This window comes from Streptomyces sp. NPDC047085 (assembly GCF_040643735.1).
GTDB lineage: Bacteria > Actinomycetota > Actinomycetes > Streptomycetales > Streptomycetaceae > Streptomyces.
Map to the genome: position 1 here is coordinate 566,280 of NZ_JBEYUW010000002.1, position 22,616 is coordinate 588,895.

Consider the following 22,616-nt stretch of genomic DNA (forward strand, 5'->3'; position numbering starts at 1 on the left):
AGGTTGGAGGGGCAAGTCCCCGCACGCCCTTGCGGGGGCGTGCGGGGCCTCGCGTCCGGGGGCCGGCCTCAGTTCGGGTAGGGCAGCTCGGCCTCCGCGGTGCCGGGCGGGCAGACGTGCAGGACGCCGTCCGGGCCGCCGATGCGCAGCTGCCAGGGGTGCGGGCTGTCGGTGGTCACCCGCAGCAGGCCACCCTCGCGGCGCAGGTGGAAGACGGCGGTCCGGCCGGGGCCGTCGCTGCGCGGGATCACCACGGTGCGCTCGGCGCCGTCGGCGAAGGCGTGGACCCGCAGTTCCACGCCCTCGGCCCAGGCGGAGACCGGGTGTTGGTCGTCGGCGGCGAGGGGAATGACGGAGTCGGGGCGGGCGAGCAGCGGCAGGGTGTGGAAGCCGTGCTGTTCGCGCACCCAGCGCGGACCGGTGATTTGTTTTCCCGTCAGGAAGTTGGTCCACGTCCCCTCGGGCACGTAGTACTCGACCGTGCCGTCGTCGGTGAAGACGGGGGCGACGAGCAGGTCGTCGCCGAGGAGGTACTGCCGGTCGAGCGTGGCGGCGGCGGGGTCCTCGGGGAACTCCAGCACCATAGCGCGCATCATCGGGACGCCGGTGCTGTGCGCCTGCTGGGCGGCGCGCTGCAGGTAGGGGGCGAGGCGGTGCTTGAGGAGGGTGAACTCGCGGGTGACCTCGACGGCCTCCTCTCCGTAGTCCCACGGCACGCGGTAGGACTTGCTGCCGTGCAGGCGGCTGTGCGAGGAGAGCAGGCCGAATTGCGTCCAGCGCTTGAAGACGGTGGAGGTGGGGGTACCCTCGAAGCCGCCGATGTCGTGGCTCCAGAAGCCGAACCCGGACAGACCGAGGGAGAGCCCGCCGCGCAGTGACTCGGCCATGGCGTTGAAGTGCGATTCGCAGTCGCCGCCCCAGTGCACCGGGTACTGCTGGCCGCCGGCGGTGGCGGAGCGGGCGAAGAGCAGCGCCTCGCCCTCGCCGCGCTCGGCGCGCAGCAGCTCGAAGACGGCCCGGTTGTACAGGTGGGTGTAGTAGTTGTGCATCAACTCCGGGTCGGAGCCGTCGTGCCAGACGACGTCGGTGGGGATGCGCTCGCCGAAGTCGGTCTTGAAGCAGTCCACGCCCTGCGCGAGGAGTGTGCGCAGCTTGCCGGTGTACCAGGCGCGGGCGGCCGGGTTGGTGAAGTCCACCAGTGCCATGCCGGGCTGCCACAGGTCCCACTGCCAGACGGTGCCGTCCGGTCGGCGCACCAGGTAACCCTCGCGCATGCCCTCCTCGAACAGCGCGGACTTCTGCGCGATGTAGGGGTTGATCCAGGCGGAGATCCGCAGGCCCTGCTCCTTGAGCCGGGCCAGCATGCCCGCCGGGTCGGGGAAGGTGTCGGAGTCCCAGTCGAAGTCGCACCACTGGTACTCGCGCATCCAGAAGCAGTCGAGGTGGAAGACGCTCAGCGGGATGCCGCGCTCGGCCACGCCGTCGACGAAGCGGTTGACGGTGGCCTCGTCGTAGTCGGTGGTGAAGGAGGTGGTCAGCCACAGGCCCAGCGCCCAGGCCGGGGGCAGTGCGGGGCGGCCGGTGAGCGCGGTGTAGCGGGCCAGGATCTGCTTCGGGGTCGGGCCGTGGACGATGAAGTACTCCAGCGACTGGTCCTCGGCACTGAACTGCACCTGCCCGACCGACTCCGAGCCGACCTCGTAGCTGACCTTGCCCGGGTGGTTGACGAAGACGCCGTAGCCCCGGTTCGTCAGGTGGAACGGGACGTTCTTGTATGCCTGTTCGCTGCTGGTGCCGCCGTCCGCCTGCCAGATGTCCACCGTCTGCCCGTTCCTGACGAACGGGGTGAACCGCTCCCCCAGCCCGTACACCAACTCGCCTACTCCCAGGGAGAGCTGGCCGAGCATGTGGTGACGGCCGTCGGCGTCGGTGACGAAGCCGGTGCCGCGCTCACCCACGGAGGTCAGCACCCGGCCCCCGGCGGTGAACTCCAGCCGCCACCGCTGGGAGGTGTCGACCCGCAGCGTCAGTTCTCCGGAGCTGAGCTGCACCACCTCGCCCTCGCGGTGCACCTTTCCGGCCCCCGGCTCCGCACCGAGCAGCGCGAACTCCGGCCCTCGGCGCACCGATCCGGCGTGGTGCGTGGTGCGCACCCCGATCACGCCCTCGGCCGGCGACCAGCACTCGACCGTCAGCAGCGGGCTGTTGAGCGTGTCACCTCGGCCGCGCACGTGCTTGACGGGCGCGTAGAGGGTCATCCGGTCCTCGCCGGTGCGGACGTCGGCGACCTCAGTGGCGTAGCGCGCGGTGACGCCCGGGCGCATCAGCCAGTAGCCGTCGGTGAACTTCATCGGGCAGGTTCCTCCGTCCGCGCGCGGTGCGCGGTGATCAGGCCCCGGTACCAGTCGTAACTGTCCTTGGGGATTCGGGTCAGGGTGTCGTAGTCGACGCGGACCAGGCCGAAGCGTTGCTCGTAGCCGCGGGCCCACTCGAAGTTGTCCAGCAGGGACCAGACGTAGTAGCCGCGCACGTCGACGCCGGCCGCGATGGCGTCGGCGACGGCGGTGAGGTGACCGGCCAGGTAGTCGATCCGTTCCTCGTCGTGCACCTGGCCGTCGGGGGCGACGGTGTCGTCCTCGGCGGAGCCGTTCTCGGTTATCCAGACCGGCGGGAGCTGCGGGTAGCGGGCGTGGAGTCCGCAGAGCAGTTCGGTGAGCGCGGACGGGACGACGGGCCAGCCCATGGTGGTGAGCCGGGTGCCGTACGGGTTCTGCTCGGCGACGCCGATGTCCATGGCGGTGCGCAGTTCGGGGTCGTCCTCGCGGTGGGGGGCGGCCTCGACGGTGATCGGCCGGTAGAAGTTGATGCCGACGAAGTCCATTGGTGCGCCGATCAGTTGCCGATCCCCCGGCCGACGCCAGGCGCCGTCGGCCAGTCCCTCCCAGGTCTCGGCCTCGTGCTCGGGGTAGCGCCCGGCGAACAGCGGCTCCGTCCAGACCTCGTTGTGCAGCACTTCGGCCCGGCGCAGGGCGGCGAGGTCCTCGGGGTGGTCGGAGGCGGCGTGCAGCCGGTCGAGGTTGAGCGTGATGCCCACCTCACGGGCGCCGGCGGCGCGCAGCTCCCGCACGGCCAGGCCATGGGCGACCAGCAGGTGGTGGGCGGCCGCCAGGGCCCCGCGGCCCTCCCGGGCGCCGGGCGCGTGCCGGCCCTCGGCGTAGCCGACGAAAGCGGAGCAGAACGGCTCGTTGAGCGTGATCCAGCGCTCCACCCGGTCGCCGTAGCGCTCGGCGGCAAGGGCCGCGAACTCCGTGAAAGCCCCGGTGGTCTCCCGGACGCGCCAGCCGCCGCGGTCTTCCAGGGCCTGGGGCAGGTCCCAGTGGTAGAGGGTGGCGGCGGGCGCGATCCCGGCGGCAAGCAGTTCGTCGATCAGCCGGTCGTAGAAGTCCAGGCCCTTCCGATTGACCGCACCGGTGCCCTGGGGCAGCAGGCGGGGCCAGGAGATCGAGAAGCGGTAGCCGTCGACGCCGAGTTCGCGGAGCAGGGCGAGGTCCTCGGGGTAGCGGTGGTAGTGGTCGCAGGCGGTGTCGCCGGTGGCGCCGCCGAGGGTACGGCCCGGGGTGTGGCTGTAGGTGTCCCAGATGGACGGGCCGCGGCCGTCCTCGTCGTGGGCGCCCTCGATCTGGTACGCGGCGGTGGCGGCGCCGAACCGGAAGCCGGGTGGCAGTTCTGGGAAGGCCAACCTACTCATGCGGCGCACCTCACTGTTCTCTCGGTGATCGGGAACGGCGGTCACAGCTCCGGTGCCAGCCCGCGGTCACGCAGCCAGGACAGCTGGACGGGCGGGTTGGAGCCGCAGCCGCCGGCGTGGTCGGCGAAGGGCCAGACCGTCATGGTGCGGTCCTCGCCCGCGTAGTGGTTGAAGGCCGCGTAGACCGTCCGGGGCGGGCAGATCGGGTCCATCAGGCCGACGCTGAACAGGGCAGGTGCGGTGGCCCGCTGGGCGAAGTGGACGCCGTCGAAGTAGTCGAGGGTGGCGAAGGTCGGCTGCAAGCGGTGCCGACTGTGCCAGCGCAGATACTTGACGAGCTCCTGGTACGGCCCGTCCAGGGATGTCTGCGCGCCCTGGAGGTAGTGGCACAGGAACGGGACGTCCGGCATCACCGCGGCCACCCGGTCCCCGGTGAGCCCGGCGACGGCAAGGGCCAGGCCGCCGCCCTGGCTGCCGCCGGCCACCACGATCCGGTTGGCGTCGAGACCGGGCAGCTCTGCGACGGCGTCCACGGCGCGCACACAGTCGGTCATCAGCCGCCGGTAGTAGTAGTTCTCCGGGGAGTCGATGCCGCGGGTCATGAAGCCCTCGACCCACTGGGTGCCGTCGCCCATGGTCTGGTCCGGGGTGTCGTGGCCCTGTCCCCGGCTGTCCACGACGAGCTGGGCGTAGCCGACGGCAGACCAGAACAGGTGTTCGGTTGGTAGCCCGCGGCCGCCGCAGTAGCCCATGTACGTGACGACGACCGGCAGCGGGCCCTCCACGCCGCGCGGGCGCAGCAGCCAGGCGGCCACCGGCTCGCCGTTCCAGCCGGGGAACCGTACGTCATCGACCTCGACGGTGCGCAGTCCGTACTGCGCAGTGACGAGTTCGGCCTTGACCACCCCACCGTGCGAGCGGGCCTCGGCGAGGGTGCGCCGCCAGAACTCGTCGAAATCCTGCGGAATGGTCGACTCGGGCTGATAGCCGGCGAGTTCGTCGAGTCCGAAGTCGGTGAGCGGCATGGGGGATTCCTCCGGATGTTGCGAGGACGAGGTGAGGTGGTGGGGCGTCAGCAGCGACATGGGTGCCGCCTCCGGGCGGCGGGGTACGGGGTCGGAACGGATGCGGCAGCGGGCGGGTCTTCCGGCGCGCAGGCCGGGCAGGGGTGGGAGGGCGGTCCGCCCCCTCATAGGCGGACCACCGGTCTGGGGGGGTGGGAGGCCTCAGCCGGCCCCACCGAAGCGGAAGGCGGTCAGCCGGAAGTCGCCGTGCAGGGTCAGGCTCAGGTCGTGCACGCCGTGGAGCGGGGCGGCGAGCTCGGCGGTGGTGCTGGTCCAGGCGTAGCGGTCGCCGGTCACGGGCACCTCGATCGCGGCCAGCACCCGGCCGCCGCAGCGGATGTCGAGCCGCGCCCCGCCCGTGTCGGCGCCCTCGCGGGCGGTCTCGACCTCGATCGCGCGGGCGCCGGAGAGGTCGACCTCGCGGAAGAGGAGTCTCGCGGGCTGTGCGGGATCGGTGGGCGTGACGGCGTCGCCGTCGGAGCGGGTGGCATCGACGATGGTGGCGTCCTCGTAGTCGTCGAACTCGACGGCCAGGATCCGGTGTTCGAAGCCCGGCCGGGGTGCGGCGGGCGTCCCGGTCACGGTGAGCGGCGCGATGAGCACGGGGTGGTCGGCGCTGCGGGCGACGATCACCTCGTAGCGGCCGGGGTCGACGGCGAAGTCCCCGGTGGCGACGGACCAGTGGGCGAGCTGCTCGGTCGACAGCCGGAAGGTCAGCTCGCGGCTCTCCCCCGGCTCCAGCCGGACCTTGCGGAAGTCGGCCAGGCGCAGCCGGGGTGCTTCGTAACGGGCCTCCAGGGCGCGGACGTAGACCTGGACCACCTCGCTGCCGGGCCGCGCTCCGCCGTTCTCCAGGGTCACGGTGGCCTCGACCGAGCCGTCCTGGCCGATCGACGGGTGCGACAGGCGCAGGTCGCGGTGGGCGAAGTCGGTGTAGGACAGCCCGTGGCCGAAGGGGTAGAGGGGTACGGAGCGGTGGTACTGGTAGGTCCAACCGGCCTTGATGATGTCGTAGTCGAGCGGTGCGGGCAGCGGGTCGTCGCCCCGGTACCAGGTCTGCGGCAGGCGGCCGGCGGGCTCGGCCTCGCCGAGCAGCACGGCGGCCAGCGCGTTGCCGGTCTCCTGCCCGCCGTGGGAGGTCCACACCACGGCGGGCAGGTGTTCGTCGGCCCAGTCGAGGGCGTAGGGGTAGCTGCTCATCACGACCAGGGCGGTGTCCGGGCGGACGGCCGCGACGGCGCGCAGCAGTTCCTCCTGCCCCTCAGGCAGGTCGATGTCCGCGCGGTCCTCGGTCTCGCGGCCGTTGATCATCGGGTGGTTGCCGAGGACGACCACGGCGACATCCGCCGTTTCGGCGGCCGCCCGCGCCTCGGCGATGCCGTCGCGCACCAACTCGCGCTGCCAGTGTTCGGCCTCCTCCGCGGTCTCGGCGGTGAGGGTGACCCGGCCGCCGGTCGGGTCCACGGCGGCGTAGCGTCCGGTGAACACGGAGCGCAGCAGCACGGTGTCGGGGCCGGCCGGTTCGAGCCGGAAGGTCTCCTTGACGAACCAGCTCTTGATGGTGTCCTGATCGACGGCCAGGGCGTCGTCGTCCTGAAGGCTCAGGTAGCGGCCGGTGTCGGCGGCGCGCAGCGTGACGGCGCCACCCCAGTCGGTCAGGTCGAAGGCGGTTTTGCCGAGCAGTTCGCCCGTGCTGCGCGAGCGCAGGGCGATCCGGTCGGAGCCCTCCACCGGGACGATCTCGCCGCCGTGGGCGGCGAGAGCCGCGGCGAGGCCGCTGGCGACAGTCACCCGGTACGGCATGGTGCCGCTGTACCAGTCCTCGAAGAGGGTGTCGGCAAGCGGGCCGATGACGGCGATCCGCGGTGTGCGGGCCGGATCCAGCGGCAGCAGACCGTCGTTCTTGAGCAGCACCGTCGACTCGGTCGCGGCCCTGCGGGCCAGGGCGCGGTGCTCGGGGCTGTCGATCACCTCGGGGCCGGTGTCCGCATACGGGTCCAGTTCGGGGTCGAACTCGCCCAGGCGGAAGCGTAGTTCAAGCTGGCGGCGAACGGCGCGATCCACGTCGGCGTCGTTGATCAGCCCGCGCTCGAGCGCCTCGCGCAGCCGGCCGACCGGGGTCCCGCTGTCCTCACCGTGGTCGGTGAAGCTGTCGATGCCGGCCTTGAGCGCGGCCGCGTGGGACTCGGCGTGGTCGTCGAAGTAGTGCTCCGGGTCGACCAGGTTGGAGGGGGCCTCGGCGTCGCTGACCACGAACAGCTCGTGGCCGGTCGGCTCGGCCCAGCGGCGCAGTTCCGCCTCGATGAGCGGACTGACGTGGCAGGGACGGCCGTTGACCAGGTTGTAGGCGGCCATCGCACCGGTCGCGGCGCCGGAGGCGACGACGGGCCGGAAGGCGGCCAGGTCGTACTCCTGGAGCACGCGCGGGCGCAGCCCGGAGGAGGTGGTGCAGCGGTCGTCCTCGTTGTTGTAGGCGAGGAAGTGCTTGAGCACCGGGGCAGAGCGCAGGTAAGTCGGGTGATCGCCGGAGAGCCCGTTGCAGAACGCCTCGCCGACCCGCGCGGTGTGCACCGGATCCTCGGAGTAGCCCTCCTCGTTGCGCCCCCAGCGCGGGTCGCGCAGCAGGTTGAGCACGGGGGCCCAGGCCTGCAGCGAGTTGGCTCCGTGCTCCGGGCTGCTGACCGCCGGCGGGCGGTGGTAGTGGAAGGCCCGCAGCTCGGTCGAGACCGCCTCGGCGACCTCGCGCACCAGGTCCTCGTCCCAGCTGGCGCCGAGTCCGACGGCCTGTGGGAAGACCGTCGCCTCACCCAGCCAGGACACCCCGTGCAGGGCCTCGCTGCCGGTGCGGAACGCGGCGACGCCGAGGCGCGGGACGGCAGGCGCGTACTGGTGCAGCATCGCGATCCGCTCGTCGAGCGTCAGCCGTTCGAGCAGGTCGTCGACGCGCTTGCGCAGTGGCAGCGCGGGATTGCGGAAGTCGGGCAGGCCGGCTGCGGACATGGGCACGGAACTCACGTGGAACACCCCTCGGGCGGACTGGGCTCGATGGTCCTGATCGAAGCGCTTCGACGCTGGCACGCTCCGATGTGAGTGTCAACTCCCCAAGTCACATGGATTTTGTATTTGTTCAGCCTCTTGCCGAACCGAGTAACGCGTCGTTAGTGTCCCCGAAATATTCAAGCGCTTCGACGCTTCGACCGCGCTTCGACGGAGAGGGGCCACGCCACCATGAGATCCGGCTTGAACCGCAGGAGCTTCCTGAGTACCGCCGCCACGGTCGCGGGAGCCGCCGCGATGGCGCCCCTGCTGTCCGCCTGCGGCGGCAGCACGCAACACAAGACCGGTGCGAACACCGCGCAGGGCCTCAAGGCGGCCCTGCCCGCCTACGTGCCCAGCACCGTCATCAAGCCGGACATCCCCTCCGTCGCAGGCGGCGCCGGCACGGCGACGGACCCCGGCTTCCTCTCCTACCCGGCCTCCCCGGTCGCCAGCGTCTCCGGTATTCCGGGCAAGGGCGGCAGCTACTCGGCCGTGACGCCGCTGTGGGGCACCGTCCCGCCGGCCGGCAACTCCTTCTACCAGGCCATGCACAAGGCCCTGGGTGTCAACCTCACGATCAAGCCGGCCGACGGCACCCACTACGACACCATCGTTCCGACGATGACCGCCGCCAAGAAGCTGCCGGACTGGATCAACCTGCCGTCCTGGTGGAACAACAACTTCAACACCGGCGAGCTGGTCGGCACCCAGCTCGCGGACCTGACCCCTTACCTGTCAGGCGACAAGGTCAAGAAGTACCCCAACCTGGCCGCCATCCCCTCCGTCGCCTGGCAGATGGGGGTCTGGGGCGACAAGCTCTACGGGATCCCCTGCTTCTCCACCAGCTTCTGCATCCCCGGCGCCATCTTCTACCGGCGGGACGTCCTCGATGCCCGGGGCATCACGGCCGACCAGGTGAAGTCCGCCGACGACCTGATGAACCTCGGCAAGGAGCTGACCGACACCAAGAGGGGCGTGTGGGCCTTCGACGACGTGTGGACCTACCTCTTCACGGCCTGGGGCGCTCCCCAGAATTGGAAGGTCGACAACGGCAAGCTGGTCCACAAGTATGAGACCCAGGAGTTCCTGGAGGCCCTCGACTGGCACCACCGCCTGGCCACCTCCGGCTACATACACCCGGACGCCCTCGCCGGTGACGTCGCCAACGGAGCTACCCGCTTCTACAGCGGAAAGGTACTCATCGGGGGTGGCGGAGGAGGCGCCTGGAATCTGGCCGACCACCAGTCCGGCGTCGCCGCGGACCCGAACTACCGGCGCGGCGCCTTCCACGCCATCACCGGCGACGGCAAGGGCGCGCCCGTGATCTGGATGGGCACCGCCGCCAGCATGATCAGCTACCTCAACGCCGATCTGAAGCCCGCTCAGATCGAGGAACTGCTCTCCGTCGCGAACTACCTCGCCGCTCCCTACGGCACGGCCGAGTACACCCTGGCCAACTTCGGTGTCGAGGGCGTGCACCACAAGCGCGTCAACGGCGTGCCGACCTTCACGGACGAGGGCAAGAAGGATGTCCAGGCGACGACCTACCCGTTCCTGGCCGCTCCCGCCTCCGTGATCAGCAATCCGGGGGGCGACATAGTCACCAAGGACTACGCGGCCTGGCAGGCCGCCAACGTCAAGTACCTCGCCAAGCCGGCCTTCTGGGGCATGAACTTCACCATGCCGCAGGCGATCGCCTCGGCCGCAGCCGCACAGGCCGTCGAGGACACCATCAAGGACTGCTACCACGGCAAGAAGAAGGTCTCCGACGTGCAGGACGCCATCGCCGGCTGGCGGTCCGGCCCCGGGGAGCGGCTCAAGCAGTGGATGACCGACAAAGTCCTCAACAAGTACGGCACCGGCCAGTGAGCACCGCAGCACCGCAACGCCCGGCCGGCCCCGCGCGGCTCAACTGGCGGATCAGGCTGAGGCGCGACAAGTCGCTCCTGCTGATGACGGTGCCCGCGGTCGTCCTGCTCCTGGTGTTCAACTACGTCCCGCTGTTCGGCATCCTCACTGCCTTCCAGGAGTACGACCCGCTGGTCGGGGTCTGGCACAGCGACTGGGTCGGCTTCGACCAGTTCCGGCAGCTGTTCGGCGACCCGACGTTCTGGGCCTCGATGAAGAACACGCTGTATCTGAGCTTCGTCCAGCTGGTCCTCTTCTTCCCGGTCCCGATCGCCCTGGCCCTGCTGCTCAACTCCGTGGTGAGCGAGCGGATCCGCAACATCTTCCAGTCCGTCGTCTACCTGCCGCACTTCTTCTCGTGGGTGCTCGCGATCACGATCTTCCAGCAGATGCTGGGCGGCGCCGGCGTGCTCAACCAGTTCCTGCGCCAGCACGACATCGGGACCTGGGACATCATGACCAACCCGCACACCTTCGCGCTGCTGGTCACCTCCCAGGTGATCTGGAAGGAGGCGGGCTGGGGGATCATCGTCTTCCTCGCGGCGCTGAGCGCGATCAACAGCGAGCTGTACGAGGCCGCGGCAGCGGACGGCGCGGGCCGGTTCCGGCGGATGTGGCACATCACGCTGCCGGGCCTGCGCGGCGTGATCGTGCTGATGCTGGTCCTGCGCCTGGGCAACGCACTGTCGGTGGGCTTCGAGCAGTTCCTGATCCAGCGTGACGCCGTCGGCCACGAGGCCGCGGACGTCCTGGACACCTTCTCCTTCTACTACGGCATCGCCACCGGCGGCTACAGCTACGGCGCGGCGGCCGGGCTCTTCAAGAGCGTGGTCTCCCTCCTGCTCATCTGGGGCGCCAACCGGCTGGCGCACGCCTTCGGCGAGGACGGGCTGTATCGCAGATGACCAACGCACTCACCATCGGTTCGCGGCGCGAGCAGCGCCGCACGGCAGCAGCAGCCGCCCGCCGCCGGGCCCGCTCCGCCCGCCCGCCCTGGGAGGAGCCGCCCACCGCCGTCGGCCAGACCGCCAAGGGGCTCACGCTCGGCGCAATGCTCGCCGTCATTCTGGTCCCGCTCTGGATCATTGTGGTGACCAGCTTCTCCACCCCCGGCGCCGTCAACCGGGCCGGCGGCCTGGTGATCTGGCCGGACGGCCTGACCACCGAGACGTACCGCCAGATGCTCAGCGACCCGACGGTCGTCACCGCACTGATGGTGAGCCTGGGCATCACCGTGGTCGGCACCGCGATCTCCATGGCCGTCTCCATCCTGTGCGCCTACGGCCTCTCTCGGCCGCGCTCCCTCGGGCACCGCTTCGTCCTGCTGCTGCTGATCACCACGATGTTCGTCAGCGGCGGCCTGATCCCGAGCTTCCTGGTCGTCACCGGACTCGGCGGGTACGACGAGTGGTGGGCGCTGATCCTGCCCAGCGCCGTCTCCGTCTTCAACATCCTGGTGCTGCGCGCCTTCTACCAGGAGACCTCCTCCGAACTGATCGACGCGGCCCGCATGGACGGCGCAGGGGACTGGCGGATCCTGTGGTCCGTCGTCCTGCCCACCTCACGCGCCGTCACCGCCGTCACCGCGCTGTTCTACGCCGTGGGCTACTGGAACGCGTTCTTCAACGTGATGCTCTATATGCCGACGGACAGTCAGAAATGGCCGCTGCAATACGTGTTGCTCACCTACGTCAACCGGGGCAACGGACTGCCGGGCTCCGTCAACTCCGGCTTCGGCACGACCCACGCGCAGACCGCGCCGCTGTCGCTGCAGATGGCGGTCGTGGTCCTCACCCTGGTGCCACTGCTGATCGTGTACCCGTTCGTGCAGAAGCACCTGCGCACCGGCGTCCTCACCGGCGCGATCAAGGGCTGAGCCCGGGGCTCCCGCAGACCGGGAGCGGTCCCGCGCGCCCCTCCCCAGCCGCGTGAGAGGGACCGCTCCCCAGAACCGACAGAAGGAAACAGAACGATGGTGACACTCGCCGATGTGGCCAGGCACGCCGGCGTCTCGTCCAGCACGGTCAGCTACGCACTGAGCGGCAAGCGCCCGATCTCCGACGAGACCAGGAACCGCATCGAGCAGGCCGTCACGGACCTCGGCTACCACCCCAACGCGGGTGCCCGGGCTCTCGCGGGCAAGCGCTCCCACGTCATCGCCCTGGTGGTGCCGCTCCACCCCGAAGTGCACGTACCCACCATGATGGAGATCGCCATTGCCGTCACCGTGGCCGCCCGCGAACACGGCTACGACGTCCTGCTGCTCACCAACGACGAAGGGCCCGAGGGCATCCGCCGGGTCGCCGCCACCGGACTCGCCGACGGGGTCATCCTGATGGACGTCCGGCTGGACGACGACCGGATCCCGGTCCTGCAGGCCGAGGAGATCCCGGCCGCCCTCATCGGCCTGCCCGACGACCCCGCCGGACTCTCCTGCGTCGACCACGACTTCGCCACTGCGGGCGCCCTGTGCGCCGACCACCTGGCCGACCTCGGCCACCGCGACGTCGCCTTCATCGGCTACAGCAGCGGCGTCTACCGCCGCCACGCCGGCTACGCCGAGCGAACCCTGAACGGATTCCGCCAACGTGCCGAGCGGCGCGGTCTGCGCGTCCTCCACCGGCCGTGCGAGGGCACGTACGAGAGCACCGCGGGCACCCTGGCCCGCATCTTCGCGGACCGCCCGGACACCACGGGGCTCGTCGTGCAGAACGAGGCCGCGATCGGCCCGCTGCTCAGCCTGCTGCGCGTCGGCGGACGGACCGTGCCGGAGGACGCCTCCGTGCTCGCCATCTGCCCCGACCCGCTGGCGGAGCAGCACTCCCCCCGGCTCACCTCGGTGACCAGTCCCAAGAAGGACCTCGGGCAGGTCGCCGTCGACCAGGTCATGGCGAGGATCGCCGCGACCGTCGCGGGTGACCAGCCGGAGGATCAACTCCTTTTGATGCCACCGGAGCTGGTGGTCCGCGAAAGCACCGCCCCAGCGCCGCACCGCAGGTGACACCACGACCAGAAGGACGGTTCCCGATGGACATCCGCCGGCTCACCGACCGCCTCGGCGGGCTCGCCTTCGGCGGGGACTACAACCCCGAGCAGTGGGACGCGGAGGTGTGGAAGGAGGACGACACGCTGATGCGCCGGGCCCGGGTCAACCTCGCCACCGTCGGCGTGTTCTCCTGGGCCCTGATGGAGCCCGAGGAGGGGCGGTACGGCTTCGCCTGGCTCGACGCCCACCTCGACCGCCTCCACGCGGCCGGCGTCGCCGTCGACCTGGCCACCCCCACCGCCTCCCCGCCGCCCTGGTTCACCCTCGCCCACCCGGACGCCCTGCCGGTCCGCCCCGACGGCGCCCGCCTGACCCACGGCAGCCGGGACACCTACTGCCTCACCGCCCCCGCCTACCGCCGGGCCGCCCGACGCATCGCCGCCGCCCTCGCCGAACGCTACGGCGACCACCCGGCGCTCGCCCTGTGGCACGTCCACAACGAGTACGTGACCCTCTGCCTGTGCGACCACACCGCCGCCGCCTTCCGGGTCTGGCTGCGCGCCCGCCACGGCTCCCTCGACGCCCTCAACGAGGCCTGGGGCACCGCCTTCTGGAGCCAGAACTACACCTCGTGGGAGCAGATCCTCCCGCCCCGAGCCAGCCAGTGGCACCACAACCCCGGCCAGACGCTGGACTTCAGCCGCTTCTGGTCCGACGAGACCCTCGCCGCCTACCGCGAGCAGCGCGACGCGATCCGCGCCCACAGCGACCGCCCCGTCACCACCAACCTCATGCTGCCCGGCTACCAGAACCTGGACCTGTGGGCCTTCGCCCGCGAGGTCGACGTGGTCTCCGTCAACCACTACCCCACCGCACCCGGCGTCGACGCCGCAGCCCAGGCCGCCTTCGACGCCGACCGGGCCCGCTCTGTCGCCGGCGGCGCCCCCTGGCTGCTGATGGAACAGGGCACCAACACCGTCTACGCCGGCGGCCGCGTCCTCGCCAAGGAGCCGGGGGACATCCTGCGCCACTCCCTCGCCCACATCGCCCGCGGCTCGGAGGGCGCGCTGTTCTTCCAGTGGCGCCAGTCCCGGGCCGGCGCCGAGCAGTGGCACTCGGCGATGGTCCCGCACGCCGGGCCGGACAGCCGCACCTTCCGCGAGGTCACGGCGGCCGGAGAGGCCGTCGCCCGGCTCGGCGAACTCGCCGGCTCCACCGTCCGGGCCGAGGTCGCCGTCCTGCACGACTCGGACGCCTGGTGGGCCATGCGCGTCGACGGGCTCCCGTCTTCCGAGCTCGACTACCTCGCCGCGCTGCGCCGCGCCCACCGGGCGCTCTGGGACACCGGCCGGACGGTCGACTTCGCCCACCCCGAGCACGACCTGAGCCGCTACCGGCTGGTCCTCGCCCCCGCCCTGTTCCTGCTCACCGACGCGGGCGCCGAGAACCTGCGCCGCTACGTCGCCGCCGGCGGCACTTTGCTCGTCCAGCACTTCAGCGGCGTGGTCGACGAGCGCCTGCACTCCCGGCTCGGCGGCTACCCGGCCGCCCCGCTGCGCGAGGCGCTCGGCATCCGGGTCGAGGAGTACCGCCCGCTGCGCCAGGACGAGCAGATCACGCTCTCCGACGGCTCGACGGCCACCTCCTGGAGCGAATCCCTACGCACCGAGGGCGCCGAGGCGCTCGCCGCCTACACCCACGGCATGCTCGCCGGCAGCCCGGCACTCACCCGCCACGACTTCGGCTCCGGCCACGGCTGGTACCTCTCCACCCACCTCGACGAATCCGGCTACGCCGCCCTGGTCGGCCGACTGCTCACGGAGGCCAGGGTCGCCCCGGAGCTTCCGGGCCTGCCGACGGGCGTCGAAGCCGTCACCCGGCACGCCCCGGACGGCCGCGGCTGGCACCTGCTGCTCAACCACCGCGCCGAGGCCGTACCGCTGCCCCGGCCCGGCCATGACCTGCTCACGGACGGGCCGCTGAGCGAGCTGGCGCCCGGCGGCTGCGCGGTCCTGCGCGCGCACTGACCTCCCGCCGCGTCTCCCCATCGAGGAAGGCATCATGACCGACCCGCACGAGACGATCCGCTGGGGCCACGACGCCCTGGAGCTGGAGATCTCCCTGGGCGAGCCGGGCCCGCCCCGCCTGGTCCGCCTCGGCGCACCCGGCGAGAAGACCAGCACTCCGCGCCCCGGCGCACCGCTGCCGCTGGTGGAGGTGACGACCGCAGGCCTCGGCCGCCACTGGTCGGGCCGGCACCTCGTCAACTCCGTCCTCGGTGCGCGGCTGCGCCACCGCTCCCACCGCGCGAGCCGGGACGGCGACTGGCACGTGCTCACCGTCGAACTCCACGAGCCGGAGACCGGTCTGACCGCCGAGGCGGTCTACCGGTCGATGGACGGCCTGCCGGTGCTGCGCAGCGAAGTCCTGCTGCGCAACGAAGGGGCGCAGACGCTGCACCTGGAGTCGGTCGGCTCGCTCGTGGCGGGCTGCCTCACCAGGGGCGATCCAGCGGCCTTGGACAACGCCGAGCTGCTGTGGGCGGAGAACGAGTGGTTCGCCGAATGCCGCTGGCAGCGCCTGCCGCTGCGGGTGTCCTCGCCCGAACGCAACGGCCGCTTCCACACCACCGCCGGCCGCAGCACCCGCGTCGTGGCCGGGCAGGGCGTGTGGTCCAGCTGCGGCCGGCTGCCGATGGGTGGTCTGACCGACCGCGAGTCCGGCCGTACCTGGCTGTGGCAGATCGAGCACAACGGCGGCGGCTGGCGCTGGGAGTGCGGCGTGCGTGACGACACTGCGTACGCGGCACTGTACGGCCCTGACGACGCCGACCACGGCTGGCGCCACCCGCTGGAGCCCGGCGCCGAGTTCCGCACCGTGCCGGTGGCTCTGGCGTTCTGCGCGGATGGCGGGCCCGACGGCGCCTTCGGCGCCCTCACGCGCTACCGCCGCGCCACTCGCCGGCCGCACCCCGACCACCGCCGCCTGCCGGTCATCTTCAACGATTACATGAACTGCCTGATGGGCGACCCGACCACGGCCAAGCTGCTGCCGCTGGTCGACGCCGCCGCCGAGGCCGGCGCGGAGTACTTCGTCATCGACGCCGGCTGGTACGACGACGGCGACAACTGGTGGCCATCTGTCGGGGCTTGGGAGCCGTCGACCTCGCGCTTCCCCGGGCCGAAGGGGATCCACGAAGTCCTGGACCGCATCCGGGAGCGGGGCATGGTCCCCGGCCTGTGGCTGGAGCCGGAGGCGGTCGGGGTGAACAGCCCGGTCGCCAGGTCCCTGCCGGAGGAGGCGTTCTTCCGCCGCGACGGTCGGCGCGTGGAGGAGGGCGGCGGCCGGTACCACCTGGACCTACGTCACCCGGCCGCCCGGGCCCACCTGGACGGTGTGGTGGACCGCCTGGTCGGGGAGTGGGGCGTCGGCTACCTCAAGCTCGACCACAACACCGACCCGGGCTCCGGCACCAGCAGCCACCCGGGAGAGGCCCCTGCGGCCGGCCTGCTCGGCCACAACCGGGCCCACCTCGACTGGCTGGAGGCCATCCTGGACCGATTCCCGGACCTGGTGATCGAGAACTGCGCCTCCGGCGGCATGCGGATGGACCACGCCCTGCTCTCCCGGCTCCAGTTGCAGTCCACCAGCGACCAGCAGGACCTGCTGCGCTACCCACCCATCGCGGCGGCGGCCCCCACCGCCGTCACGCCCGAGCAGGGCGCCGTCTGGGCGTACCCGCTGCCCGAGGACTCCCCCGACGAAGTCGCCGTCACCATGGCCAACGCGCTCCTCGGCCGCATCCACCTCTCCGGCCGACTCATCGAACTCTCCCCGAATGCAAGGGACTTGGTTCACGAGGCGGTGGCCGTCCACAAGTCGATCCGCGCCGACCTGCCGCAGGCACTGCCCGCCTGGCCGCTCGGGCTTCCGGGCTGGGAGGACCCGTGGATCGCCCTGGCACTGCATACCCCGGCCACCACCTATGTCAGCGCCTGGCGGCGCTCCGGCGAGCAGGTCGTCAGGGATCTCGACCTGCCCCACCTGGTCGGCTCCGATGTCCACGTCGAGGTGCTCTACCCGTCGTCCAGCCGGGCCGCCACGGTCTGGCACCCGGACACTGCCAAACTCGCCCTGACGCTGCCGACGGCCCCGTCCGCCGTCCTGCTGCGCCTCACCAGGAGTCCCGCCAAAGGAAGTTGATCGTGGCCTGCGTGACCGCGCGCTGCCCCACCGCACCGGCCCGCATCGGTACGGAACACGCCTGGCGTCCGGGCCCGACCCCGAGCAGCCACACCGGGACCCACCGTCCAGAACGCGGGAGTTCGATCCCCCACCCGAACACCACGCACCCACTCCCTGGAGAGACGCAATGAGATCACCCGCCCAACTCCGCCCGTCAACACCCCCTTCCCCGCCTACTACGGCATCCAGATGATCAGCAAGCTGGGGGCGCCCGGCGACACCCTGGTCAAGGCCGCCAGCTCGTCCTCGCTGCTCTCCGCAGGGCGGGAGCGTCCAGTGGGGCTTCAGGGCCACCTGGTCCGGGAGCGACGCCAACCCCTTCACCTTCTGGTTCAACGGCGCCTCCTGCGCGATCGGCTGAACCCGATGTGAGCCGGTGGTGCCCCGGAATTCCCCAGGGCCGGGTCGCCACACCCGAACGCGAACCCGAAAGGAACCGACCCACGTGTCAGGCCAGCATCAGACAGACGGCACCGTCCCCAACCCGGTGATTCCCGGCTTCCACCCCGACCCCAGCGTCTGCCGCGTGGACGAGGACTACTACCTCGTCTGCTCCAGCTTCGAGTACTTCCCCGGCATCCCGGTCTTCCACAGCCGCGACCTGGTGAACTGGACGGAGATCGGCAATGCCCTGGACCGGCCGAGCCAGCTGCGCCTCCCGCGCGACATGCCCTCCTCCGGAGGGATCTACGCACCGACGCTGCGCCACCACGACGGCCGCTTCTGGCTGATCGTCACCAACGTCGGCGACGGCGGGAACATGCTCTTCACCGCCACCGACCCGGCCGGTCCGTGGTCCGACCCTGTCCGGCTGCCCGGAGTCCCCGGCATCGACCCGGACCTGGCCTGGGACGAGGACGGCGCCTGCTGGTGCACCGTCGCCGGGGTCTCCCAGGTCCGCATCGATCCGACCACCGGCGAGACTCTCGGCGAGCCGTACCGGATCTGGTCCGGCACCCCCGGCGCCCTGGCCCCCGAGGCCCCGCACCTCTACCGTATCGGCGGGTACTGGTACCTGATGATCGCCGAGGGCGGCACCGAGCGCGGCCACGGCGTGTCCATCGCCCGCGGCCTCACGCCCTCCGGCCCGTTCGAGCCGTGCCCGGCCAACCCGGTCCTGACCCACCGCAGCACCGCCCGCCCGATCCAGAACACCGGGCACGCCGATCTCGTCCAGGCGCCCGACGGCTCCTGGTGGATGGTGCTGCTCGGCGTACGGCCGCGCGGCGGCACCCCCGGCTGGCACGTGCTCGGCCGGGAGACCTTCCTCGCCCCGGTCGAGTGGGTGGACGGCTGGCCGGTCGTCGGCGAGGTCACCCCCGAACTGCCCACCCCGGCCTGGCCGCTGCACCCCGCGCCCGCCGTACCGACCCGGGACGACTTCGACCAGGCCGAGCTGCATCCCCGGTGGATCTCGCTGCGCGAGCGTCCGGAGCACCTGTGCACCACGAAGGAACGATCCGGCTGGCTGACCCTGCACGCTGCGGGTGCCTCCTTGGACGAGAACGACGCGGTCTTCGTCGGCCGGCGCCAGCAGCACCTCGCCTGCCGGGCCCGCACCCTGGTCGACGCCACCGACGGCCGCGGCGGCCTCGCCGTCCGCCTGGACGAGGAGCACCACTACGAGATCGAGGCGGCCGACGGCGAGGTGAGGGTGCTCGCCCGGATCGGCTCGCTGCGCACCGAGGTCGCCGCTCGTCCCGTGGCGGCCGGAGCGGTGGTCCTCGGTGTCGAGATCGCTCCGCTGCCCCCGAGCGGCGCGCGGACCGGACCCGACACCCTCTCCTTCGGCATCGAGGAGCCGGACGGCACCTTCACCGCACTCGCCGCGCTCGACGGCCGCTACCTGTCCACCGAGGTGGCCGGCGGCTTCACCGGCCGGGTCATCGGCATGTACGCCGCTACCGGAACCGTCCACTTCGACCGGTTCGATTACGAGCCGCTCCCGCTCCCCTGACCATCCGTCAGGGCTCCCCCACCCCTGTTCCACACGAAAGGGACACCGTGAACGACGCACAGCAGACCGCCCGCCCGCGCAACCGTCGGCTCCACCGCACGGCCGCCCTCGTGGTGGCGCTCGCCACCGCCGGAAGCCTCGCCTGCGGCACCGCCGTCGCCGCACCGGCCGACCGGGCCCGGACCCGGGACAGGGCGGTCACGGTCCCGCAGGACCCGATGGCCGCGGTCGCCGCGATGCAGCCCAGCTGGAACCTCGGCAACACCTTCGACGCCATCCCCGACGAGACCTCCTGGGGCAACCCGCTCACCACCAAGGCGACCTTCGACGGCCTCAAGGCGCAGGGCTTCCGCAGCGTCCGCATCCCCGTCACCTGGTACCCCCACCAGTCCGCCACCGCGCCCTACACCATCGACCCGGTGTGGATGAAGCGGGTCAAGCAGGTGGTCGACTGGGCCCTGCAGGACGGCCTCTACGTCGAGATCAACGTGCACCACGACTCCTGGCAGTGGATCGCGAACATGTCCACCGACCACGACAACGTGCTCGCCCGGTTCAACTCGACCTGGCAGCAGATCGCCACCGCCTTCCGGGACGAGCCGCGGGCGCTGCTCATGGAGAGCATCAACGAGCCGCAGTTCAACAACGCGACCGACGCCCAGAAGACCCAGTACCTGCGGGAGCTCAACACCTCGTTCCACACCATCATCCGCAACTCCGGCGGGCAGAACAAGGACCGCCTGCTCGTCCTGCCCTCGGAGGAGACCAACAACGCCCAGCACTGGCTCGACGACCTGTCGACCACGATGAACTCCCTGCACGACCGCAACCTGGTCGCCACCGTGCACTACTACAGCTGGTATCCGTTCAGCGTGAACATCGCCAACGGCCCGACGTACGACGCCACGGCCCAGGCCGACCTGCAAGACGGCTTCGCCCGGGTGCACAACACCTTCGTCGCCAAGGGCATCCCCGTCTACCTCGGCGAGTACGGCCTGCTCACCTCGCCCTACTCCGGCGTGGTCGAGCGCGGCGAGATGCTCAAGTACTTCGAGCATGTCAACTACGAGGCGCGGGGCAACGGCATGACCTCCGCCGTCTGGGACGCCGCCAACGACTTCCTGAACCGCTCCACCATGCAGTGGATGGTCCCCGAGATGAAGGCGCTGATCCAGACCTCCTGGCGGACCCGCTCGGGCACCGCCTCCACCGACAACGTCTTCGTTCCGAAGTCCGGCTCCATCGCGGCGCAGACCATCACGCTGAACCCCAACGGACAGTCGTTCACCGGGGTGTGGCAGGGTGACACCCCGCTGACCCCGTACCGCGACTACACCGTCAACGGCAACCAGCTCACCCTGACCGCCGAGGCCCTCACCCGGCTGGCCGGCAACCGGGCTGCCGGGATCAACGCCACCCTCGAGGTCCGGTACTCCGACGGCGTGCCGTGGAAGCTCTTCGTGCGCTCCTACGACAAGCCGGCCATGGCCGACGCCACCGGAACCGCCGACGGGCTCACCATCCCGACCCAGTTCAACGGTGACCTGATGGCCAACGTGGAGTCCACCTACGCCGACGGCACCGCCGCCGGCCCGGCCTCCTGGACCACGTTCCAGTCGTTCGCCAACTACGGCCCCGACTACAGCGCCAACACCACCACCGTCAAGGCCGATTTCCTCAAGTCGCTCAAGGACGACGCTCCGGTGACGCTCACCTTCCACTTCTGGTCCGGCGCCACCGTGACCTACCACGTGACCAAGTCCGGCACCACGGTGACCGGCACCGCCTCCTGACCGCATTCCTCCCGCGCCCCGGCTGCCGCCCCCGGCAGCCGGGGCGCGGATCCTCCCTCACTGTTGACCTGCTTCCTCGCCGACGTGAGTGGCCCGGTCAAGGACATCTGCGTCCAGTTGGGCAAGGGCACCGCACCTGGGCAGGTGAAGCCATCGACGTCTACCGAAGGGGAGGAGCCTGTCCGGAGCGCAGGTGTTCTCTGAGCCACTGTTCGGTGTTGTTCACGTGCAGCAGTGCTGCGGCCTGACTGAGGGAGGCGTCGCGGGTGCACAGGGCATGGAAGATCGCCTCATGCTCGGCGAGGGTGCGGCCCGCGGCCTGGGTGTCGACCAGGCCGCGCCAGATGCGGGCGCGCAGAGTGCGGCCGGAGATGCCCTCCAGGAGGGTGAGCAGGGTCTCGTTGCCCGTGGCCGTGCTGACGGCGCGGTGGAAGGCGGCGTCGTGGATGTTGAGCTGCTCGACGTCGTCGCGGGCCTCGCGCATGGCGTCCAGGTGCCGCTTGACCTCGGCAAGCTGCTCGTCGGAGATCCGGGTGGCGGCCAGGGCGGTGGCGGCCGGTTCGAGGAGACGCCGCACCTCCATGAGGTCCTGCAGCGCGGCGGAGTCGCCCTGCAGCAGTTCCACCGCTCCGCCGAGCCCTTCCAGGAGAAGGCTCGGCTGCAGGCTGGTCACGTACGTGCCGTCACCCCGCCGGACCTCCAGAACCCGCGCGACGGCCAGCGCCTTGACCGCCTCACGGGCCAGGTTGCGGGACAGACCCAGCTGGGCTGCCAGGTCCGGTTCCGGCGGCAGCTTGGAGCCCGGAGGCAGCGCACCCGTGCGGATCAGCTCGCGGATCTGCGCTATGGCCTTGTCCGTCAGAGACACTGCGAACTCCTTCCGGGATCGTTCGCCGTGGGCACGTCCGACCTGATCAGTCCTAGGACACGGAGATCATCCCAGAGATCTTCAGGGATCCGCTGATCGTGGAGTTCCACGTTCCGTGCAACCTGCTCGGCGTTCCGCATACCGAGGGTGATGTTGATGATACTGGGATGGGTGCGCGGGAAGGCGATCGCGGCGGCGGGCAGGGTCGTGCCGTGCGCCGCGCAGACGTCGGCGATCGCCCGAGCGCGGGCCACCAGGGCAGGCGGGGCGTCCTGGTAGTCGTACTTCATGCCCTCGGCAGGGCGGTCGCTGGAGAGCAGCCCCGAGTTGAAGACGCCCACCGCCACGACGCTCTTGCCGAGTGCCTGCGCGGCGGGCAGGACGTCGTCCAGAGCCGACTGGTCGAGGAGTGTGTAGCGCCCGGCCAGCATGACCAGGTCGGCTGCGGTCTCGCGCAGAAAGCGGGCCGGCATGGCCGACTGGTTCATGCCGGCGCCGATCGCGCCGATCACCCCCTGGTCGCGGAGGTCCGCGAGGGCCGGCATGGCCTCCTCGGCGGCTTGTCTCCAGTGGTCGTCGGGGTCGTGCAGGTAGACGACGTCCAGGCGGTCCAGGCCGGTGCGTTCCAAGGTCGCCTCGATGGAGCGGAGCACTCCGTCACGGCTGAAGTCCCACTGCCTGCGCAGGTCGTCCGGCACCACGAAGCCCTCGGTGTCGATGCCGCGCGGCTGCTCGTTGGGGACGAGCAGGCGGCCGACCTTGGAGGAGACGGCGTACGTATCGCGTGGACGGTCCCGCAGGGCGGCTCCCAGGCGGCGCTCGGAGAGACCGAGCCCGTAGTGCGGTGCCGTGTCGAAGTACCGGATGCCGGCCTCCCAGGCCGCCTCGATCGCGGCCTGCGCGTCGTGAGGAGGGGTGACGCGGTAGAGATTGCCGATCACGGAGGCCCCGAAGCCGAGTTCCGTGAGCTCGACGGGGGTGTTCGTGATCTTCCGGTGTCCCATGGTC

Annotated in this window: 15 protein-coding genes; 9 read left to right on the forward strand and 6 right to left on the reverse strand. The window is 71.0% G+C overall.

Annotated elements, in window-relative coordinates; translation table 11 throughout:
* Nucleotides 1-68: 68 nt before the first annotated feature.
* From yicI to ABZ865_RS08235, 4 genes are all read right to left on the reverse strand, one after another.
* Entirely contained in the window at nt 69-2,351 is a 2,283-nt protein-coding gene (gene yicI, locus ABZ865_RS08220; protein WP_361225760.1) for an alpha-xylosidase, read from the reverse strand.
* Nucleotides 2,348-3,748, reverse strand: coding sequence for a GH1 family beta-glucosidase (locus tag ABZ865_RS08225; RefSeq protein ID WP_361225763.1), 1,401 nt, complete (start codon nt 3,746-3,748; stop codon nt 2,348-2,350). The genes yicI and ABZ865_RS08225 overlap by 4 nt, the downstream gene beginning before the upstream one ends.
* 41 nt (nt 3,749-3,789) lie before the next feature.
* Entirely contained in the window at nt 3,790-4,773 is a 984-nt protein-coding gene (locus ABZ865_RS08230; protein ID WP_361227236.1) for an acetylxylan esterase, read from the reverse strand.
* Between the two features lie 201 nt (nt 4,774-4,974).
* Nucleotides 4,975-7,812 (reverse strand): glycoside hydrolase family 3 C-terminal domain-containing protein, encoded by a 2,838-nt coding sequence (locus tag ABZ865_RS08235; protein ID WP_361227239.1) that lies wholly within the window; start codon nt 7,810-7,812, stop codon nt 4,975-4,977.
* A 240-nt stretch (nt 7,813-8,052) separates the two neighbouring features.
* Between ABZ865_RS08235 and ABZ865_RS08240 the strand changes: the two genes are divergently transcribed.
* The 9 genes from ABZ865_RS08240 (at nt 8,053) to ABZ865_RS08280 (ending at nt 20,740) form a co-directional block, all read left to right on the forward strand.
* Entirely contained in the window at nt 8,053-9,720 is a 1,668-nt protein-coding gene (locus tag ABZ865_RS08240; protein ID WP_361225767.1) for a Tat pathway signal sequence domain protein, read from the forward strand.
* Nucleotides 9,717-10,664 (forward strand): ABC transporter permease subunit, encoded by a 948-nt coding sequence (locus tag ABZ865_RS08245; protein WP_361225769.1) that lies wholly within the window; start codon nt 9,717-9,719, stop codon nt 10,662-10,664. Before ABZ865_RS08240 ends, ABZ865_RS08245 begins: the two co-directional genes overlap by 4 nt.
* The gene (locus ABZ865_RS08250) at nt 10,661-11,635 is read left to right on the forward strand and encodes a carbohydrate ABC transporter permease (RefSeq protein ID WP_361225772.1); all 975 of its coding nucleotides are present in this window, start codon (nt 10,661-10,663) and stop codon (nt 11,633-11,635) included. The genes ABZ865_RS08245 and ABZ865_RS08250 overlap by 4 nt, the downstream gene beginning before the upstream one ends.
* 96 nt (nt 11,636-11,731) lie before the next feature.
* On the forward strand, nt 11,732-12,760 hold the full coding sequence (locus ABZ865_RS08255) for a LacI family DNA-binding transcriptional regulator (protein ID WP_361225774.1): 1,029 nt from the start codon (nt 11,732-11,734) through the stop codon (nt 12,758-12,760).
* A gap of 26 nt (nt 12,761-12,786) precedes the next feature.
* Complete coding sequence (locus tag ABZ865_RS08260) at nt 12,787-14,772, forward strand: beta-galactosidase (protein ID WP_361225777.1); 1,986 nt, start codon at nt 12,787-12,789, stop codon at nt 14,770-14,772.
* A gap of 34 nt (nt 14,773-14,806) precedes the next feature.
* The gene (locus tag ABZ865_RS08265) at nt 14,807-16,948 is read left to right on the forward strand and encodes a glycoside hydrolase family 36 protein (protein ID WP_361225780.1); all 2,142 of its coding nucleotides are present in this window, start codon (nt 14,807-14,809) and stop codon (nt 16,946-16,948) included.
* Nucleotides 16,949-17,179: 231 nt separating this feature from the next.
* A complete protein-coding gene (locus ABZ865_RS08270; RefSeq protein WP_361225783.1) occupies nt 17,180-17,362 on the forward strand; it encodes a hypothetical protein in 183 nt (60 codons plus the stop codon).
* Nucleotides 17,363-17,435: 73 nt separating this feature from the next.
* Nucleotides 17,436-18,947 carry a glycoside hydrolase family 43 protein gene (locus tag ABZ865_RS08275; RefSeq protein WP_361225786.1) on the forward strand — a complete coding sequence of 504 codons (1,512 nt, stop codon included), beginning with the start codon at nt 17,436-17,438 and terminating at the stop codon, nt 18,945-18,947.
* Nucleotides 18,948-18,994: 47 nt separating this feature from the next.
* Nucleotides 18,995-20,740 carry a cellulase family glycosylhydrolase gene (locus tag ABZ865_RS08280; RefSeq protein ID WP_361225788.1) on the forward strand — a complete coding sequence of 582 codons (1,746 nt, stop codon included), beginning with the start codon at nt 18,995-18,997 and terminating at the stop codon, nt 20,738-20,740.
* A 160-nt stretch (nt 20,741-20,900) separates the two neighbouring features.
* On the opposite strand, the gene ABZ865_RS08285 is transcribed toward ABZ865_RS08280, so the two are convergent.
* A complete protein-coding gene (locus ABZ865_RS08285) occupies nt 20,901-21,608 on the reverse strand; it encodes a FadR/GntR family transcriptional regulator (RefSeq protein ID WP_361225791.1) in 708 nt (235 codons plus the stop codon).
* On the reverse strand, nt 21,599-22,612 hold the full coding sequence (locus ABZ865_RS08290) for an aldo/keto reductase (RefSeq protein ID WP_361227242.1): 1,014 nt from the start codon (nt 22,610-22,612) through the stop codon (nt 21,599-21,601). The genes ABZ865_RS08285 and ABZ865_RS08290 overlap by 10 nt, the downstream gene beginning before the upstream one ends.
* Between the last annotated feature and the right edge of the window lie 4 nt (nt 22,613-22,616).

Bases quoted from the DNA above. Each gene is read 5' to 3' on its own strand.
- yicI (WP_361225760.1), bottom strand. From the start codon at position 2,351: ATGAAGTTCACCGACGGCTACTGGCTGATGCGCCCGGGCGTCACCGCG.
- ABZ865_RS08225 (WP_361225763.1), bottom strand. From the start codon at position 3,748: ATGAGTAGGTTGGCCTTCCCAGAACTGCCACCCGGCTTCCGGTTCGGC.
- ABZ865_RS08230 (WP_361227236.1), bottom strand. From the start codon at position 4,773: ATGCCGCTCACCGACTTCGGACTCGACGAACTCGCCGGCTATCAGCCC.
- ABZ865_RS08235 (WP_361227239.1), bottom strand. From the start codon at position 7,812: ATGTCCGCAGCCGGCCTGCCCGACTTCCGCAATCCCGCGCTGCCACTG.
- ABZ865_RS08250 (WP_361225772.1), top strand. From the start codon at position 10,661: ATGACCAACGCACTCACCATCGGTTCGCGGCGCGAGCAGCGCCGCACG.
- ABZ865_RS08255 (WP_361225774.1), top strand. From the start codon at position 11,732: ATGGTGACACTCGCCGATGTGGCCAGGCACGCCGGCGTCTCGTCCAGC.
- ABZ865_RS08260 (WP_361225777.1), top strand. From the start codon at position 12,787: ATGGACATCCGCCGGCTCACCGACCGCCTCGGCGGGCTCGCCTTCGGC.
- ABZ865_RS08265 (WP_361225780.1), top strand. From the start codon at position 14,807: ATGACCGACCCGCACGAGACGATCCGCTGGGGCCACGACGCCCTGGAG.
- ABZ865_RS08270 (WP_361225783.1), top strand. From the start codon at position 17,180: ATGATCAGCAAGCTGGGGGCGCCCGGCGACACCCTGGTCAAGGCCGCC.
- ABZ865_RS08290 (WP_361227242.1), bottom strand. From the start codon at position 22,612: ATGGGACACCGGAAGATCACGAACACCCCCGTCGAGCTCACGGAACTC.